At 65.8% G+C, this 15,186-nt stretch carries 20 protein-coding genes; 10 read left to right on the plus strand and 10 right to left on the minus strand.

Annotated features, from left to right (window positions below; genetic code table 11):
* Nucleotides 1–76: 76 nt before the first annotated feature.
* The 5 genes from rpiB to ILT46_RS05085 are packed head-to-tail and all read left to right on the plus strand — an operon-like array spanning nucleotide 77 to nucleotide 3,237.
* On the plus strand, nucleotides 77–514 hold the full coding sequence (rpiB, locus tag ILT46_RS05065) for a ribose 5-phosphate isomerase B (RefSeq protein WP_199503567.1): 438 nt from the start codon (nucleotides 77–79) through the stop codon (nucleotides 512–514).
* An 8-nt stretch (nucleotides 515–522) separates the two neighbouring features.
* Nucleotides 523–1,818 (plus strand): serine hydroxymethyltransferase, encoded by a 1,296-nt coding sequence (glyA, locus tag ILT46_RS05070; protein WP_199503568.1) that lies wholly within the window; start codon nucleotides 523–525, stop codon nucleotides 1,816–1,818.
* Nucleotides 1,819–1,820: 2 nt separating this feature from the next.
* The gene (locus tag ILT46_RS05075) at nucleotides 1,821–2,042 is read left to right on the plus strand and encodes a hypothetical protein (RefSeq protein ID WP_199503569.1); all 222 of its coding nucleotides are present in this window, start codon (nucleotides 1,821–1,823) and stop codon (nucleotides 2,040–2,042) included.
* A 3-nt stretch (nucleotides 2,043–2,045) separates the two neighbouring features.
* Nucleotides 2,046–2,516, plus strand: a complete 471-nt coding sequence (gene nrdR / locus ILT46_RS05080) for a transcriptional regulator NrdR (RefSeq protein ID WP_199503570.1) — start codon at nucleotides 2,046–2,048, stop codon at nucleotides 2,514–2,516.
* The gene (locus ILT46_RS05085; RefSeq protein ID WP_199503571.1) at nucleotides 2,506–3,237 is read left to right on the plus strand and encodes an RNA methyltransferase; all 732 of its coding nucleotides are present in this window, start codon (nucleotides 2,506–2,508) and stop codon (nucleotides 3,235–3,237) included. Before nrdR ends, ILT46_RS05085 begins: the two co-directional genes overlap by 11 nt.
* Here the strand turns inward: ILT46_RS05085 and ILT46_RS05090 are convergent.
* Nucleotides 3,234–3,551, minus strand: coding sequence for a chorismate mutase (locus ILT46_RS05090; protein ID WP_199503572.1), 318 nt, complete (start codon nucleotides 3,549–3,551; stop codon nucleotides 3,234–3,236). The genes ILT46_RS05085 and ILT46_RS05090 overlap by 4 nt on opposite strands.
* A gap of 212 nt (nucleotides 3,552–3,763) precedes the next feature.
* On the opposite strand from ILT46_RS05090, the gene rpsD reads away from it, so the two are divergent.
* The gene (rpsD, locus tag ILT46_RS05095; RefSeq protein ID WP_199503573.1) at nucleotides 3,764–4,378 is read left to right on the plus strand and encodes a 30S ribosomal protein S4; all 615 of its coding nucleotides are present in this window, start codon (nucleotides 3,764–3,766) and stop codon (nucleotides 4,376–4,378) included.
* Nucleotides 4,379–4,433: 55 nt separating this feature from the next.
* Here the strand turns inward: rpsD and tgt are convergent, their stop codons facing one another.
* Complete coding sequence (tgt, locus tag ILT46_RS05100) at nucleotides 4,434–5,594, minus strand: tRNA guanosine(34) transglycosylase Tgt (protein ID WP_199503574.1); 1,161 nt, start codon at nucleotides 5,592–5,594, stop codon at nucleotides 4,434–4,436.
* A gap of 39 nt (nucleotides 5,595–5,633) precedes the next feature.
* Here tgt and ILT46_RS05105 point away from each other — a divergent pair, with 39 nt between their 5' ends.
* The gene (locus ILT46_RS05105) at nucleotides 5,634–6,401 is read left to right on the plus strand and encodes a TSUP family transporter (RefSeq protein ID WP_199503575.1); all 768 of its coding nucleotides are present in this window, start codon (nucleotides 5,634–5,636) and stop codon (nucleotides 6,399–6,401) included.
* 39 nt (nucleotides 6,402–6,440) lie between these two features.
* On the opposite strand, the gene ILT46_RS05110 is transcribed toward ILT46_RS05105, so the two are convergent.
* From ILT46_RS05110 to ILT46_RS05140, 7 genes are all read right to left on the minus strand, one after another.
* The gene (locus ILT46_RS05110; protein ID WP_199503576.1) at nucleotides 6,441–6,899 is read right to left on the minus strand and encodes a hypothetical protein; all 459 of its coding nucleotides are present in this window, start codon (nucleotides 6,897–6,899) and stop codon (nucleotides 6,441–6,443) included.
* A gap of 196 nt (nucleotides 6,900–7,095) precedes the next feature.
* Complete coding sequence (locus ILT46_RS05115; RefSeq protein WP_199503577.1) at nucleotides 7,096–7,512, minus strand: hypothetical protein; 417 nt, start codon at nucleotides 7,510–7,512, stop codon at nucleotides 7,096–7,098.
* Nucleotides 7,505–8,566 carry a tRNA preQ1(34) S-adenosylmethionine ribosyltransferase-isomerase QueA gene (gene queA / locus ILT46_RS05120; protein WP_199503747.1) on the minus strand — a complete coding sequence of 354 codons (1,062 nt, stop codon included), beginning with the start codon at nucleotides 8,564–8,566 and terminating at the stop codon, nucleotides 7,505–7,507. Before queA ends, ILT46_RS05115 begins: the two co-directional genes overlap by 8 nt.
* Nucleotides 8,567–8,590: 24 nt before the next feature.
* Complete coding sequence (locus tag ILT46_RS05125; RefSeq protein ID WP_199503748.1) at nucleotides 8,591–9,286, minus strand: peptidylprolyl isomerase; 696 nt, start codon at nucleotides 9,284–9,286, stop codon at nucleotides 8,591–8,593.
* Between the two features lie 75 nt (nucleotides 9,287–9,361).
* Entirely contained in the window at nucleotides 9,362–9,886 is a 525-nt protein-coding gene (coaD, locus tag ILT46_RS05130) for a pantetheine-phosphate adenylyltransferase (RefSeq protein WP_199503578.1), read from the minus strand.
* Entirely contained in the window at nucleotides 9,883–10,794 is a 912-nt protein-coding gene (locus ILT46_RS05135; protein ID WP_199503579.1) for a polyprenyl synthetase family protein, read from the minus strand. Before ILT46_RS05135 ends, coaD begins: the two co-directional genes overlap by 4 nt.
* Entirely contained in the window at nucleotides 10,787–11,047 is a 261-nt protein-coding gene (locus ILT46_RS05140; RefSeq protein ID WP_199503580.1) for an exodeoxyribonuclease VII small subunit, read from the minus strand. Before ILT46_RS05140 ends, ILT46_RS05135 begins: the two co-directional genes overlap by 8 nt.
* A gap of 67 nt (nucleotides 11,048–11,114) precedes the next feature.
* Here ILT46_RS05140 and ILT46_RS05145 point away from each other — a divergent pair, with 67 nt between their 5' ends.
* From ILT46_RS05145 to ILT46_RS05155, 3 genes are read left to right on the plus strand one after another with little or no spacing between them, the layout of a single operon-like run.
* Nucleotides 11,115–11,789, plus strand: coding sequence for a hypothetical protein (locus ILT46_RS05145; RefSeq protein ID WP_199503581.1), 675 nt, complete (start codon nucleotides 11,115–11,117; stop codon nucleotides 11,787–11,789).
* A 9-nt stretch (nucleotides 11,790–11,798) separates the two neighbouring features.
* Nucleotides 11,799–13,976: a phosphoribosylformylglycinamidine synthase subunit PurL gene (purL, locus tag ILT46_RS05150; RefSeq protein ID WP_199503582.1), complete on the plus strand. Its 2,178-nt coding sequence runs from the start codon at nucleotides 11,799–11,801 to the stop codon at nucleotides 13,974–13,976.
* Nucleotides 13,973–14,713 (plus strand): DUF72 domain-containing protein, encoded by a 741-nt coding sequence (locus ILT46_RS05155; RefSeq protein WP_199503583.1) that lies wholly within the window; start codon nucleotides 13,973–13,975, stop codon nucleotides 14,711–14,713. The genes purL and ILT46_RS05155 overlap by 4 nt, the downstream gene beginning before the upstream one ends.
* On the opposite strand, the gene ILT46_RS05160 is transcribed toward ILT46_RS05155, so the two are convergent.
* Complete coding sequence (locus tag ILT46_RS05160; protein WP_199503584.1) at nucleotides 14,710–15,147, minus strand: hypothetical protein; 438 nt, start codon at nucleotides 15,145–15,147, stop codon at nucleotides 14,710–14,712. The genes ILT46_RS05155 and ILT46_RS05160 overlap by 4 nt on opposite strands.
* Between the last annotated feature and the right edge of the window lie 39 nt (nucleotides 15,148–15,186).

Here is a 15,186-nt window from a genome sequence, read left to right on the forward strand (position 1 = left end):
GCCAACCTGCGCGCATTAGCGGATTTCGCGGCTGCGAAGGCTGGCATCGCGCCGCGCATTCGCATATGCGCGCGCCATGCGTATTGCCATTTCTTCAGACCACGCCGCGTTCTCGCTCAAGCAGGAATTGCGCGAATGGCTGATTGAGCTGGGGCACGAGGTCGCCGATCTCGGTCCGGACAGTCCGGACAGCGTCGATTACCCCGATTTCGGCTACCGGCTCGCCTCGGTTGTGGCAGATGGCACGGCGGAGCGCGGCGTGGCTTTGTGCGGGTCGGGCATCGGTATCTCGATCGCCGTCAACCGCCATCCCGACGTGCGCTGCGCGCTGGTCTCTGAACCGCTCAGCGCCTCACTCGCGCGCGAACATAACGATGCCAATGTCATCGCGCTCGGCGCGCGGCTGACCGGAGCGGACATGGCCAAGGCCTGTATCGCCGCCTTTCTCGATACGCCCTTTGCCGGCGGCCGCCACCAGCGCCGGGTCGACAAGCTCGCCGCGCCCACCCTCTAGGATTTGTCATGACCGACCCTGCCCTGCATCGTTTCTGGCACGACACTTTGGCCGATGCCGATCCCGAAATCGCCGAGGCGATCGGCAATGAACTCGCGCGCCAGCAGAACAAGATCGAGCTAATCGCCAGCGAGAACATCGCCAGCACCGCCGTGCTCGAGGCGACAGGCAGCGTGTTCACCAACAAATATGCCGAAGGGTATCCGGGCAAACGCTATTATGGCGGCTGCGACTATGCCGACGTGGTCGAAACGCTGGCAATCGAACGGGCGAAGGAGCTGTTCGGGTGCCAATTCGTTAACGTGCAGCCCAATAGCGGCAGCCAGATGAACCAGGCGGTGTTCCTGGCGCTACTCAATCCCGGCGATACCTTCATGGGTCTCGACCTCAATTCAGGTGGGCACCTGACGCATGGCTCGCCGGTTAATATGAGCGGCAAATGGTTCAACCCGGTCGCCTATGGCGTGCGCCGCGATGACGAGCTGATCGACATGGACGAGGTCGCGCGGATCGCCCGCGAGCATCGCCCCAAGCTGATTATCGCAGGCGGCACCGCTTACTCGCGGCCGTGGGACTGGGCCGGCTTTCGCGCCATCGCAGACGAGGTGGGCGCCTATCTGATGGTCGATATGAGCCACATTTCGGGGCTCGTCGCCGGCGGCGCGCATGACAGCCCGGTGCCCCACGCCCATGTGGTGACCACCACCACGCACAAGAGCCTGCGCGGCCCGCGTTCGGGCGTGATCCTCACCAATGACGAGGGGCTGGCCAAGAAGATCAACAGCGCGGTTTTTCCCGGGATGCAGGGCGGGCCGCTGGTGCACGTCATCGCCGCCAAGGCGGTCGCCTTTCGCGAGGCGCTGCGCCCCGAATTCCGCATTTACGCGCAGGCGGTGGTCGCCAATGCCCGCGCGCTGGCCGCCAGCCTCGAGGAAAATGGCCTGAGGATCGTATCCGGCGGGACGGACAACCATTTGATGCTGGTCGATCTGAGCGCGAGGGACGTCACCGGCAAGGCGGCGGAAAAGGGTCTCGACCGGGCCTGGCTCACTTGCAACAAGAACGGCGTTCCGTTCGATACGCGCAGCCCCTTTGTCACCAGTGGCATCCGGCTCGGCACACCGGCCGGCACGACGCGCGGCTTCGGCACGGACCAATTCCGCGAGATCGGCGCGTTGATCGCCGAGGTGGTCGATGGCCTTGCGCGCAACGGCGACGAAGGCGACGGTCAGGCAGAAGAGCGCGTTCGCAGCCGGGTGGCCGAATTGTGCGCCGCCTTCCCCGTCTATCCCGGAAGGAGTTGAGCATGGACCACCGCGAACCGAACGGGAGGGACGATCTGGTCGAGGATCTGCGTGCCGAAATCTCAGCGATGGCGAAGGAGGGGCTCGATCACCCGTCGACACCGCCCGTGCTGACCGGCGCGGCGGTCGGCGCTATTGCCGCCGGCATCCTGCCCATGGTGAGTTGGCCCGTTGGACTGATCGCCGGGGCCGCCTATGTATTGTATCGCCGCGTCAGATCCTGACCGATGCGCTGCCCGTTCTGCGCGCATGATGACAGCCAGGTAAAGGACAGCCGGCCGACCGAGGATGCCTCGGCCATTCGCCGGCGGCGGCAATGTTCGAGTTGCGGCGCGCGCTTTACCACCTTCGAGCGCGTGCAGCTGCGCGAGGTGGTGGTCGTCAAAGCCGGCGATCCCGAACGCCGCGAACCGTTCGCGCGCGCGAAGCTCGAACAATCGGTCGCGCTCGCCTGCCGCAAGCGGGGGATCGAGCAGGAACGGATCGATCAGCTCGTCTCGGGCATCCAGCGGCAAGTGGAAACCTCGGGCGACAGCGAAGTGTCTTCGCAGCGCATCGGCGAGATGGTGATGGAAGGCCTGCGCCAGATCGACAGCGTTGCCTACATTCGCTTCGCCAGCGTCTATCGCGATTTCAGCGAGGCGCGTGATTTCGAGGAGTTTGCCAGCACCGTGCGCGATGTCGGTCATGACGGCTGAGACCGCCGCCGCAAAGCCGGTGATCGTGCTCGTCCGCCCGCAACTGGGCGAGAATATCGGCAAGGCGGCGCGGGCGATGCTTAATTTCGGGCTTAGCGAAATGCGGCTGGTTGCGCCGCGCGATGGCTGGCCCAACCCCGCCGCCGGCCCCGCCGCGGCCGGTGCCGACAGTGTGCTGGCGGGCGTAAAGGTGTTCTCCAGCCTCGCCGAAGCGGTGGCCGATTGCGAGCATGTCTATGCCACCACCGTCCGCAAACGCGGCGTGACCAAACCCGTCCTCACCCCCGAACAGGCCGCCCGCGAGGTGCACGCGCAGGCAGGCCGTTCAGCCTATGTGTTCGGACCCGAACGATCAGGCCTCGAAACTGATGATGTTGCGCTGGCGCGGGCGATTGTGACCGTGCCGATCAACCCTGAGTTTGGTTCGCTCAACCTGGCGCAGGCGGTAATCCTGCTGGCTTACGAATGGTCCAAGAGCGCTGCGCTGGTGCAGCCGACAGCAGAGGACACCCTGCCGCCTGCCCCCCAGGCCGAGCTGGAGGCGCTGATCGCGCATTTCGAAACCTTGCTGGAACCGCGCGGCTACTTCCGGCCAGCGACCCGAACCGAGGCCACCCGCCGTACGCTGCGGGCGATGCTGACCAAACCGGCTTGGAACCACCTCGAGGTGCGGACCATGCGCGGTGTGTTGAGCGCGCTGGGCAAGCCGCCGCGCGATTAACCAGGCCCGCGCAGCCGGTCCCACTCCCTGAACTCATAAGCAATCGACGCCTCGACCAATTCTTCCCACAGCGCGGCAATTGCATCGTCTGGCAAGCCGCGCGCGCGGGCATCGGCGGTGGCGGCGGCGATGACCGCCTGCTTGCGCGCTTCATCGCGCACCGCGCTGCGATCCATCTTGATCCGCGCGGCCGCCCGCATATAGCCAAACCGCCGTTCGAGCAGCGCAATCAGCTCGCGGTCCACCGCATCCACGCCGGCGCGGACCTCTGCCATGGTCGTGCACTCGTCGGGCAGCAGCGTGTCGTCGATCATCGCGGCGCGTTGGCGGCTTGCGCGCGATTTGTCGAGAGGCGTGCACTTGCGCCACTAAACTTGACCTTGGCGCAGATCATGCTAAGCGGCCGCCTCGCATTTGATCCCGCACCCCGGTGAAGCGGTGATCGCGGCAGGCAACAGGTCTGCCGGGCGATGCCGGGTTGAATGGCGGGTATCGGACCCGTCCAGCAAAGCCAAGGATACGACTTATGTCGAAGCGCAAGAGCGCCAAGTACAAACTTGACCGCCGGATGGGCGAAAACATCTGGGGTCGTCCCAACAGCCCCGTCAACAAGCGGTCTTACGGCCCCGGCCAGCACGGCCAGCGGCGCAAGGGCAAGATGAGCGACTTCGGCCTGCAGCTGCGCGCCAAGCAGAAGCTCAAGGGCTATTACGGCGACGTCACCGAAAAGCAGTTCAAGCGCACCTATCAGGAAGCCGCGCGGATGAAGGGTGACACCGGCCAGAACCTCATCGGTCTGCTCGAACAGCGGCTCGACATGGTGGTCTATCGCGCGAAGTTCGCGCCGACCATCTTCGCCGCGCGCCAGATCGTCTCGCACGGCCACATCCGCGTCAACGGCGTGAAGTGCAACATCGCCAGCCGCCGCGTGAATGCCGGCAACGTCATCAGCCTGGGTGACAAGGCCAGGGAAATGGCGCTGGTGATCGAGGCGCAGAGCCTGCCGGAACGTGACATCCCCGACTACGTCGCACCCGATGGCAACGACAAGGTGACGCTGACCCGCGTGCCCAAGCTCGACGAAGTGCCCTATCCGGTGACGATGGAACCGAACCTGGTGGTCGAATTCTATTCGCGCTGATCGGCTGCGACAGAAGCAACACGAAGGGCGGTCCGCACGGGCCGCCCTTTTCGTATCAGACGCTGCCGTAGTCGCGCGCAAACGCGGCGGCGAAATCGTCCATCCGGCCGCCGGCAATCGCCTCGCGCATCGCGGCCATCAACTGCTGATAGAAGCTGAGATTATGCTCGGTCACCAGCATGGCGCCGAGGATCTCGCCCGATTTCTGCAGATGGTGCAGATAGGCCCGGCTATAGGTCGCGCAGGTCGGGCAGGCGCAGCGAGGGTCTAGCGGGCCGGCATCCTCTGCATGGCGGGCGTTCCGCAGGTTGAGCGGCCCTGCCCAGGTAAAAGCCTGCCCGTTGCGGCCTGACCGCGTCGGCAGCACGCAGTCGAACATATCGACCCCGCGCAGCACCGCTCCGACCAGGTCGTCGGGCTTGCCGACCCCCATCAGATAGCGCGGACGATCCTCGGGCAGCATCGCGGGGGCAAAGTCGAGCGTGGCGAACATCGCCGCCTGCCCTTCCCCCACGGCGAGCCCACCGATTGCGTACCCGTCGAACCCGATATCGCGCAGCGCCTCGGCCGAACGGGCCCGCAGCCGTTCGTCGAGCGCGCCTTGCTGGATGCCGAACAACGCAGCGCCTTTGGCGTGGGCCCCGCCCGCATCAAACGCCGACCGACTGCGCGCCGCCCAGCGCATCGACAATTCCATGCTCGCCCCGATCTCGGCCAGCGGCCGGTCGGCGCGCGGGCACTCGTCAAACGCCATGACGATATCGCTGCCCAGCAGGCGCTGGATTTCCATGCTCCGTTCGGGGCTGAGCATATGGCGCGATCCGTCGAGATGGCTGCGGAATTCGACCCCATCCTCTGTCAGCTTGCGCAGTTCGCTGAGGCTCATAACCTGATAGCCGCCGCTATCGGTCAGAATCGGTCGCTGCCAGTTCATGAATGCGTGCAGCCCGCCCAGCCGTGCGACCCGCTCGGCACCGGGGCGCAGCATCAGATGATAGGTGTTGCCGAGAATGATGTCGGCGCCGGTCGCGCGGACCGCCTCGGGTTTCATCGCCTTGACCGTCGCGGCTGTGCCGACCGGCATGAAGGCCGGCGTACGGATCTCGCCCCGACGCATGACGATCGTCCCGGTCCGCGCGCGGCCATCGCGGGCGGCAATGGTGAAGGCGAAGCGCGGGCGGGCGTTGTCGGCGTCTGGGGTAATCGGCTCTGGCATGGGCTTGCGGCCCTTAGCCGCGCGCGCCACAGCGGGCAAATGGAAGCCTTTGCGCCCGATTTATCGACCTATGCGCTGCTGACCGGGGTGGCGGTGCTGACCGGATTTGTCGACGCGATTGCGGGTGGCGGCGGGCTGGTGATGATGCCGGCGCTGCTCGGCGCAGGGCTGCCGCCACATCTGGCGCTGGGGACGAACAAGCTGCAATCGGTGTTCGGTACCAGCATGGCGTGCTGGAATTACTGGCGCGGCGGGCTGGTGGATTGGCGGCACAATTGGCCGTGGGTGGTGGTGGCCTTTGCCGGCGCGGCGATGGGGGCATGGCTCGTCCAGCAAGTCTCGCCCGGCGCGCTCGGCTATGTCATTCCGGTGCTGCTGCTGGCGATGGCGGCGTATGTCATCCTGTCACCGCGCATGACCGACGAGGACGCGCATATCCGGCTGACGCGCGGCAAATATGCCCCGGTTGCGGGCGCTATCGGCCTCTATGACGGGTTTTTCGGCCCCGGCACCGGGCAGTTTTTCACCGCCAGCCTGGTGGCCCTGCGCGGCCAGGGGCTGACGCGCGCGACCGCCAACACCAAGCTGCTCAACGCCGCGACCAACTGGGCGTCGGTCGGAATGTTCGCGCTCGGCGGCAAGATGGTCTGGCTGCTGGGGCTAAGCATGGCCGGCGGGGGGATGCTGGGCGGCTATCTCGGCTCGCACTTCGCCATGCGGCACGGGGCGCGGATTATCCGCCCGCTGATAATCGTCGCCTCACTCGGCCTGACGGCGCGGCTGATCTGGGGCTGGTTCGCGGGATGAACGGCCCCTCCCGGTGCAACGCCGGGAGGGGCAGAATAATCAGAATGAGAACATCACGCCGGCGGTGCCGCGCACGCTGTCGAACCCGACCGTATCGACGTTGAACCGCAGCGCCGCGCCGCCGACCGGGAGTTCTGCACCTGCGCCGACGAGGACATCGCCGGTCGAATCGTCGATCCCGTCAAGCGAGCCGGCCGGGACCGGCACGTCGACCAGCTTTTCGAGGTCGATATCGACCTGCTGATAGCCGCCGCGCAGATAATATTTCGCGCCGCCCGCATTGCGCATCCCGAGGCGCAGCGACACCCCATATTCGCTGTCGATTACCGAGGTGCCAAAATGATAGTTGGCTTCGACACCGGCGAACATACGCTTACCCATCGGGAAATCGACACCGCCGACGACACCGATGATCGGGCTGCCGTCGTTGATTTCCAGACCAACCACCTGCGCGACAGCTTCTGTTTCGACGCCAAGGTCGTGATAGGCTGCCGACACACCGATGAACGGCTGCGCAGTGGCGGCCTACGCCGCGACAATTGCCGGGGCAGCGGCCATGCCAGCGGCGATGGCGAACAGAGCAACTGATTTTTTCATTCTGATCCCCTCTTGCGATGCGCCGGTCCAAACGGCGCGTTCGTTGTGGCTAGACGCATTTTTCTTGCGTCTGACTGAAAAAATGACTGGGGCTGGATCAAATATGGCGGTTGCGTTCGACCAACGACACAAGCTGGTCGCGCAACTGCTTCCAGGCGGTGCGCTCGTCAGACGCGCTTGATGGAACCGACGAGAGAATGACATCGATGGCCGCCTCGATCATTCCGCGATACCAATCCGGCGGCACATCGAGCGCCACGCGGTGATGTGGCACGGACGTGTCCATATCGATGCGAATTTCCATCGGTGCTTCGTGCCAGCGCATGATGTAGTGCAGTGTATTGCCGACCATCTCGGCCTCGAGGCCATGCGGATCGTGGGGCGCGTGATGGCGAAAGCTCGCTTCGGCCTCGGGCATCCGGCGATAGAATTCGCGCATCACCAGCGGCGTGATATCGCCGAGTTGTTCGGCCGCGCGTTCAAGCCCGCGTTCGATCAGCGCCGCGTCAGCCACCGGCGCGTTCCGGCAGCAGCAGCGAGGAATCACCGTAGGAATAGAACCGATATCCTTCCGCAATCGCGTGCGCATAGGCGGCCTGCATCCGTTCCAGACCGATCAAAGCGCTCACCAGCATGAACAGGGTCGAGCGGGGCAGATGGAAATTGGTTATCAGCCCGTCCACCGCGCGGAACCGATAGCCGGGGGTAATGAAGATCGCCGTGTCGCCTTCGAACGGCTGGATTATACCCTGCGCGTCCGCCGCGCTCTCCAACAGTCGCAGACTGGTGGTGCCGACCGCGATCAGCCGCCCGCCCCGCGCGCGCACGGCATTGAGGCGGGATGCTGTCGCCGCGTCGATCCGGCCCCATTCGGCGTGCATCTGATGGTCGCCGGTGTCGTCTGCCTTGACCGGCAGAAACGTCCCTGCCCCGACATGGAGCGTCAGCGTCTCGCGCCCGATCCCCGCATCGTCGAGCGCGCCCAGCAGTCCGGGCGTGAAATGCAGCGCCGCAGTCGGGGCGGCGACGGCACCGTCCTGCGCGGCGAAGATGGTCTGATAGTCCTCCCGGTCGCGCGCATCGGTGGCACGCTTGCCAGCGATATAAGGCGGCAGCGGCATCGTGCCGGCGCGTTCCAGCAGCACCTCGACCGGCTCGTCACCAGCGAAACTCAGCGTCCAGCTGCCGTCCTCATGGCGCTGTTCCGCCACCGCGCTGACATCGGCGGGAAAGTCAATCCGGTCGCCGGGGCGCAGACGCTTGCCATTGCGGATAAAGGCCTGCCAGCGCCGCGGATCGATGCGCTTGTGCAGCGTCGCGCCAATCCGCGCGCCTTCCCCACCATCCGCACCTTCGCGGCGCCCGTCGAGTTGGGCGGGAATGACTCGCGTGTCGTTGAACACCAGCACATCGCCGGGCGCGAGGAGACGCGGGAGATCGCGGACTGCGGCGTCAGCAAACGCGCCCTCGCCCCCGACCACCAGCATCCGTGCCGCATCACGCGGGCTGACAGGCCGCAGCGCAATCCGTTCGGGCGGCAACTCGAAATCGAACAGATCGACCTGCATCGCGCCAAGGCCCAAGCGGGCGGATTATTGGCCCGGCTGGGTGTCGGTCTGCGGGGCGTTGAGCTGGTCGGCGGTAATCGGCTCTGCCGCCGGCGCGGGCTGATAGGCCGGTACCGGGCGGCCATCCGCCGCGATCGAGGCCTGGATGATCCGCGTGGGGTTGGCCGGCGGTTCGCCCCGCGTGATCGCGTCAACCGCGTCCATCCCGGCGATTACCCGCCCGAAATTGGTATAGCGCCGGTCGAGCGAGAAGCGCGGGTAGAAGACGATGAAGAACTGGCTGTTGGCGCTGTCTTCCGCCTGCGCCCGGGCCATCGACACCGTCCCGCGCACGTGCGGCATCGGGTTAAATTCAGCGGCAAGGTCAGGCAGCGGAGAGCCGCCCGTGCCGGTGCCGGTCGGATCGCCGGTCTGCGCCATGAACCCTTCGATCACCCGGTGGAAGATGACCCCGTCGTAAAAGCCCTGGCGGGTCAGCGTCTTGACCCGTTCGACATGGGCAGGTGCCCAGTCAGGCATCAGCCGGATGGCGACGCGGCGGCCGTTCGAAAGGTCGAGCAGCAGGATGTTTTCCGGATCGGCGCTGACGTCGTAATTGATCGGCGCATAGACCCGCGGGGCAGTAGGCGCGGCATCGGCAGCAGCCTCTTGCGCGTTAGCCAGCGGCGAAACCATTGCGAGCGAAACCAGCGCACCCGCGGCAATCAGGCGTTTGAACATCATCTACCCGTCTGTCTGAAGAATTGCTGCCGCCCTACCCGTTGCGGTCTGTCACTTCAATGAATGATCGGCGCTTCAATAATCGCCCTGCCGGCCGATCTCACCCACCCGCCGTTCGACATCTTCGCACACCGCATGGCTGACGAAGGGCGCGATATTGCCGCCGAAGAGGGCGATCTCCTTCACCAGCCGCGAGGCGATCGGTTGCAACGAGACATCGGCCATCAGGAACACCGTCTCGATCTCGTCGTCGATCTGCTGGTTCATCCCCGCCATCTGATATTCGTATTCGAAATCCGCCACCGCGCGCAGCCCGCGCAGGATGACGCTGGCGCCTTGCGCACGGGCGAATTTCATCAGCAGCGCGTTGAACCCGACCACCTCGACATTGCCAAGACGCATATCGGCGATTTCGCGGCGGACCATCGCCAGCCGTTCGTCGGTGGTGAACATCGGATTCTTCGACGGGTTGGTGGTGACCCCGATGATAAGCCGGTCCACCAGCTTGGCACCGCGGCGGATGATGTCGGAGTGACCGAGCGTGATGGGGTCAAACGTGCCGGGATAGACGCCAATGCGCGCCGCAGACTGCTCGCTCACCTGTCCCTCTCCACGATATAGCGCGCCAGATCGCGCAGCAGGTTCGCCTCTTCGCCGTAATGGGCCAGATGCGCGATGGCCTGGTCGGCCAGCGCATCGGCCTGCGCCCGCGCGCCCTCGGCCCCCATCAGCGTCAGAAAGGTCTGCTTGCCCTGCCCGTCATCCTTGCGCAGCGCCTTGCCGGCGAGCACCTCGTCCCCTTCGGCATCGAGCAGATCGTCGGCGATCTGGAAGGCAAGGCCGATATCGCGCGCATAGTTCAGCAATGGCCCGCGCCCTTCCGGCGGCAGCTTGGCCAGCGCCGCGCCCATTTCGACCGCCGCGCCGAGCAAGGCGCCGGTCTTGAGCTGTTGCAGCCGGGTAATGGCGTGGACGTCAAAGCTTGCCTCGCTGGCGGCGATATCCATCATCTGCCCGCCGGCCATGCCGTTCACCCCGCTCGCGCGCGCTAGGATGCTGACCAGCTCGGACTGGACGAACGGATCGCTGCTGACTTCGGGCATGGTGAGGATTTCGAACGCCAGCGCCAGCAGCGCATCGCCGGCCAGCACCGCGCTCGCTTCGTCGAAGGCGATGTGCGCAGTCGGCTTGCCGTGGCGCATGGCATCATCATCCATGCAGGGCAGATCGTCATGCACCAGCGAATAGATGTGGATCGCCTCGATCGCGCAGCCGGCCAGGATGGCGCTCTCTCGATCAGCGCCGAACATCTGTGCGACGGTAATCAGCAATAACGGCCGCAGCCGCTTGCCGCCGCCGATCGCGGCGTAGCGCATCGTTTCGACCAGCCGGGCGCGCGGATCTTCGGGCACGGGCAGCAGTCCGTCGAAGGCGCGGTCGATATCCTGCCGGATTTCGCCGAGCGCAGCCGCGAGCGCCGGCGGCGCGGCCGTGGCGGTGTCAGCCATCGGCGTCGAACGGCTGCGTGCCGACGGGGCGCCCTTCCGGGCCCTGCACGATCTTCTCGATCCGCGCCTGCGCCGCGTCGAGCCGCGCCTGGCAATGCAGCCGCAATTCCTCCCCCCGTTCGTAAAGCGTAATCGAATCGTCGAGCGGCACGTCGCCGCTTTCGAGCTTGCGGACGACATCCTCGAGCGCGCGCAAGGCCTCTTCGAAGCTCATCCCGCTGACGGGCGGGGCAGCTGGACCACTTTCATTCATGGCGCGGAGCTTTGACTTCCCCGCCCGTCGCGGTCAAGCAGAGCAAACAAGAGGAGGCGCCGCCGCCATGTTCATCGGCCACTGGGCCCCGGCGTTCGCCGCTGCCGCCCTGCAGCGCGCGCCGCGCCTGCCGGTGCTGGTGCTGGCGGCGCAGGTGGTGGACTGGCTGTTCTTCGCGCTGCTGCCCTTGGGGATCGAGCGGATGCGCGTGGTGCCCGGCATTAGCGCGATGAACCCGATGGACCTCTACCACCTGCCCTACACCCACAGCCTTTTAGGTGGTGCGGCCATCGGCGTGTTGTTCGCACTCGCTTGCCTCGGATTTACCGGCAACCGGCGCGGCGCGTTGATCGCCGGGCTGGTCGTGCTGTCGCATTGGGCGCTCGACTGGCTGGTCCATGTGCCTGACCTGACATTGGCCGGCAGTCCGCCCAAACTGGGACTTGGGCTGTGGAACCGTCCCGCCATCGCGATCCCGCTCGAGTTGGGGGTGATCGGTGCGGGGTTGTGGCTTTATACCCGCGCTATGCGCCCTTCGGCGATGCGGTTGGCGGTGTTTGCGCTCGTGCTGCTCGCGTTTCAGCTGGTCAACTGGTTCGGTCCGCCGCCACAAGCCGTCACCCTCTCCCTTAGCCTGACCGCGCTGGCCGCGTTCGGCTTGGTCACGCTGCTGGCCTGGTGGCTCGACACCAGCACCAATCTCCCCCGCGCAGGGCTGGCGATTGACGCCCGGCGCGGCTAAGGGCGCGCCATGAGCGACATCACCCCCGAAATCGTCGAGTCCCACGGCCTCTCCCGCGAAGAATATGACCGCGTGCTGAGCGCGCTGGGCCGCGAGCCGAACCTGGTCGAACTCGGCATCTTTTCGGTGATGTGGTCCGAACATTGCAGCTATAAAAGCTCGCGTATCCACCTCAAGAACCTGCCGACCGAGGCGCCGTGGGTGATCTGCGGCCCGGGCGAGAATGCCGGTGTGATCGATATCGGCGACGGCCAGGCGGCCATCTTCAAGATGGAGAGCCACAACCACCCATCCTATATCGAACCCTATCAGGGTGCGGCGACGGGGGTTGGCGGCATCCTGCGCGATGTGTTCACCATGGGCGCGCGGCCGGTCGCAAACGCCAATGCGCTGCGCTTCGGCCGGCCGGACCACCCGAAGATGCAGCATCTGGTGAAGGGCGTGGTCGCGGGGATTGGCGGCTATGGCAATTGTGTCGGCGTGCCGACCGTCGCGGGCGAAACCAATTTCCACCCGGGCTATGATGGCAACATCCTCGTCAATGCGATGACGGTGGGCGTCGCCGATGCCGACAAGATCTTCTATTCGGCCGCCACCGGGCTCGGCAATCCGATCGTTTATGTCGGCTCCAAGACCGGGCGCGACGGGATCCACGGCGCGACGATGGCGAGCGCCGAGTTTGACGAGAATTCGGACGAGAAGCGCCCCACTGTCCAGGTCGGCGATCCGTTTACGGAAAAGCTGCTGATCGAGGCCTGCCTCGAACTGATGGCAACCGATGCGATCGTCGCGATCCAGGATATGGGCGCGGCCGGCCTCACCTCCTCCAGCGTCGAGATGGCATCGAAGGGCGGCGCGGGTATCCGGCTCGACATGAACGCCGTGCCCTGCCGCGAAGAGGGAATGACCCCGTACGAGATGATGCTCAGCGAGAGCCAGGAGCGGATGCTGATGGTGCTGAAGCCCGGTCGCGAGGCCGAGGCCGAGGCGATTTTCCGCAAATGGGAACTCGATTTCGCGGTCATCGGCGAGGTGACTGATACCGGGCACATGGTGCTCGAATGGAACGGCGAAGTGGTGTGCGACATTCCGCTCGCCCCGCTGGCCGATGACGCCCCGCTCTATGACCGGCCCTACCTCTCGCAGGACGAGTATAAGGCCTGGGCGCAGGTCAAACCGCTGGGTGCGGTGCCCGAGAGGACCGATATCGCCGCCGATCTGCTCAAGCTGATGGCCTCGCCCGACCTTGCCAGCCGGCGGTGGATTTACGAACAATATGACAGCCAGGTCGGTGCCGACACCTTGCAGACCGGCGGCGATGCCGGCGTGGTGCGCGTGCACGGCACGAACAAGGCGCTGGCGACCACTACCGATTGCACGCCGCGCTATGTCTATGCCGACCCTTTCGAGGGCGGCAAGCAGGCGGTGGCCGAAGCCTATCGCAATCTCTGCGCGGTCGGCGCGCGGCCGCTGGCGATCACCAATTGCCTCAATTTCGGATCGCCCCAGCGGCCCGAGATCATGGCCCAGATCGTCCACGCCCTCGACGGCATGGGCGAGGCCTGCCGCGCGCTCGATTTCCCCGTCGTGAGCGGCAACGTCAGCCTGTACAACGAAAGCAAGGCGACCGGCGGCGGCAGCGCGATCCTGCCCACCCCTGCGATCGGAGGCGTCGGCCTGCTCGACGATTATACGCAGATGGCGCGGATCGGCTTCGCCGCTGAGAGCGACGAGATTTTCGTGATCGGCAGTGACGTGGAAACGCTCGGCCAGAGCCTCTATTTGCGCGTCGTGCATGGCGCGGAAGCGGGCGCGCCGCCGGCAGTGGACCTTGCCGCCGAACGCCAACTGGGCGAGGCTGTCCGCAGCCTGATCGCCAGCGGCGCGGTGAGCGCGGTCCACGATGTCAGCGATGGCGGACTGCTGGTGGCGGTGGCCGAAATGGCGCTGGCGAGCGGCATTGGCGCAGAACTGGAGCCGCTGAGGGCGGCGGCGGCGTTTGGCGAGGCGCAGGGCCGCTATGTGGTCACCGCGCGCGATGCCGCTGCGCTCGAAGGGCACGGGCTGCCGGTGCGCCGGATTGGGCGCACCGGCGGCGATGCGCTTATCATCAACGGCCAGCCGCTCGCGCTCGCCGACCTCCGCACCGCGCATCAGAGCTTCTTCCGCGACTGGATGGAGGGGTGACGATCAGCGTCGGCGTCGGCGGCTGGACCTACGAGCCGTGGCGCGATGGCACCTTCTACCCCGTCGGGCTGCCGGAGAAAAGCGAGCTCGAATACGCCTCCCGTGCGCTGACCGCGATTGAGATCAACGCGACCTATTACGGCCGCCAGAAGCCGCAGAGCTGGGAGAAATGGGCCGCCGCGGTGCCCGATGGGTTCGTGTTCTCGCTCAAGGCATCGCAATACACCATACGGCGCAAGGTGCTGGCCGAAGGCGGCGAAAGCATCCGCAAATTCCTTGAACAGGGGTTCACCGCGCTCGGTGACAAGCTCGGCCCGATCAACTGGCAGTTCAAGGACGACAAACGGTTCGACCGCGAGGATTTCGCCCGCTTCCTCGACCTGATCCCCGACCAGAAGGACGGCGTCGCCTTGCGCCACGCGCTCGAAGTGCGCGATGAAAGTTTCCGCGATACCGCGTTCCTCGACCTCGCCAAGGGCCGCAACATGGCGGTGGTGTTCGCCGACCGCGCGGATTTCCCCGCTATCGCCGAGCAGACCGCTGACTTCACTTATGCGCGCCTTCAGCAGAGCCGCGAAGAGGAGACCGCCGGCTACCCCCCGGCCGAGCTGGACCGCTGGGCGCGGCAGGCACGGGAATGGGCCTCGGGCGGCCGCGATGTCTTCGTGTTCTTCATCAGCGGCGCCAAGCACCGCAACCCCGCCGCGGCGCTGGGGCTGATCGAACGGCTCGCCTAGGCCGCGAGCGGCGGAGCAGCTGCGGGCTGCTCGTTCCACAAATCATAGGGTTCGAGCCCGGCCGCGCGCCAGATCCGGTGGACCTCGTGATACCAGCGCGCCGGGGTGATGTTCAGCCGCTGGCGAACCTCTTCGATCGGCATCGCCAACAGGTCTGTCACCGGCTGTTCGACCAGCCGCGGGCATGCCTTGCCCAATTTCTGCCCTTCGCGAATCGCGCGGAAGATCGGCGCGCGGACCGGGACAGTGCGGGTCAGGTGCAGCCCCCAGGCATAGCCAATGAACAGGTGCGACGGGCTCGGCTGCTGCGAATAGGTGAAGGCCAGCACACATTGTTCGCCCAGCGCATCGCGGCCATTGCCGGTCAGCCCGTGTAGCAGATCGTGCGTATCGCGCAGGCGATGGCCGTACCATTCCATCCGGTCGTGCAGCATCGGCCGCTCTTCATTCTCCCCGAATGGGAATTACTGACA

This window comes from Qipengyuania sp. YIM B01966 (genome assembly GCF_016461955.1).
Classification (GTDB): Bacteria; Pseudomonadota; Alphaproteobacteria; order Sphingomonadales; family Sphingomonadaceae; genus QFOP01.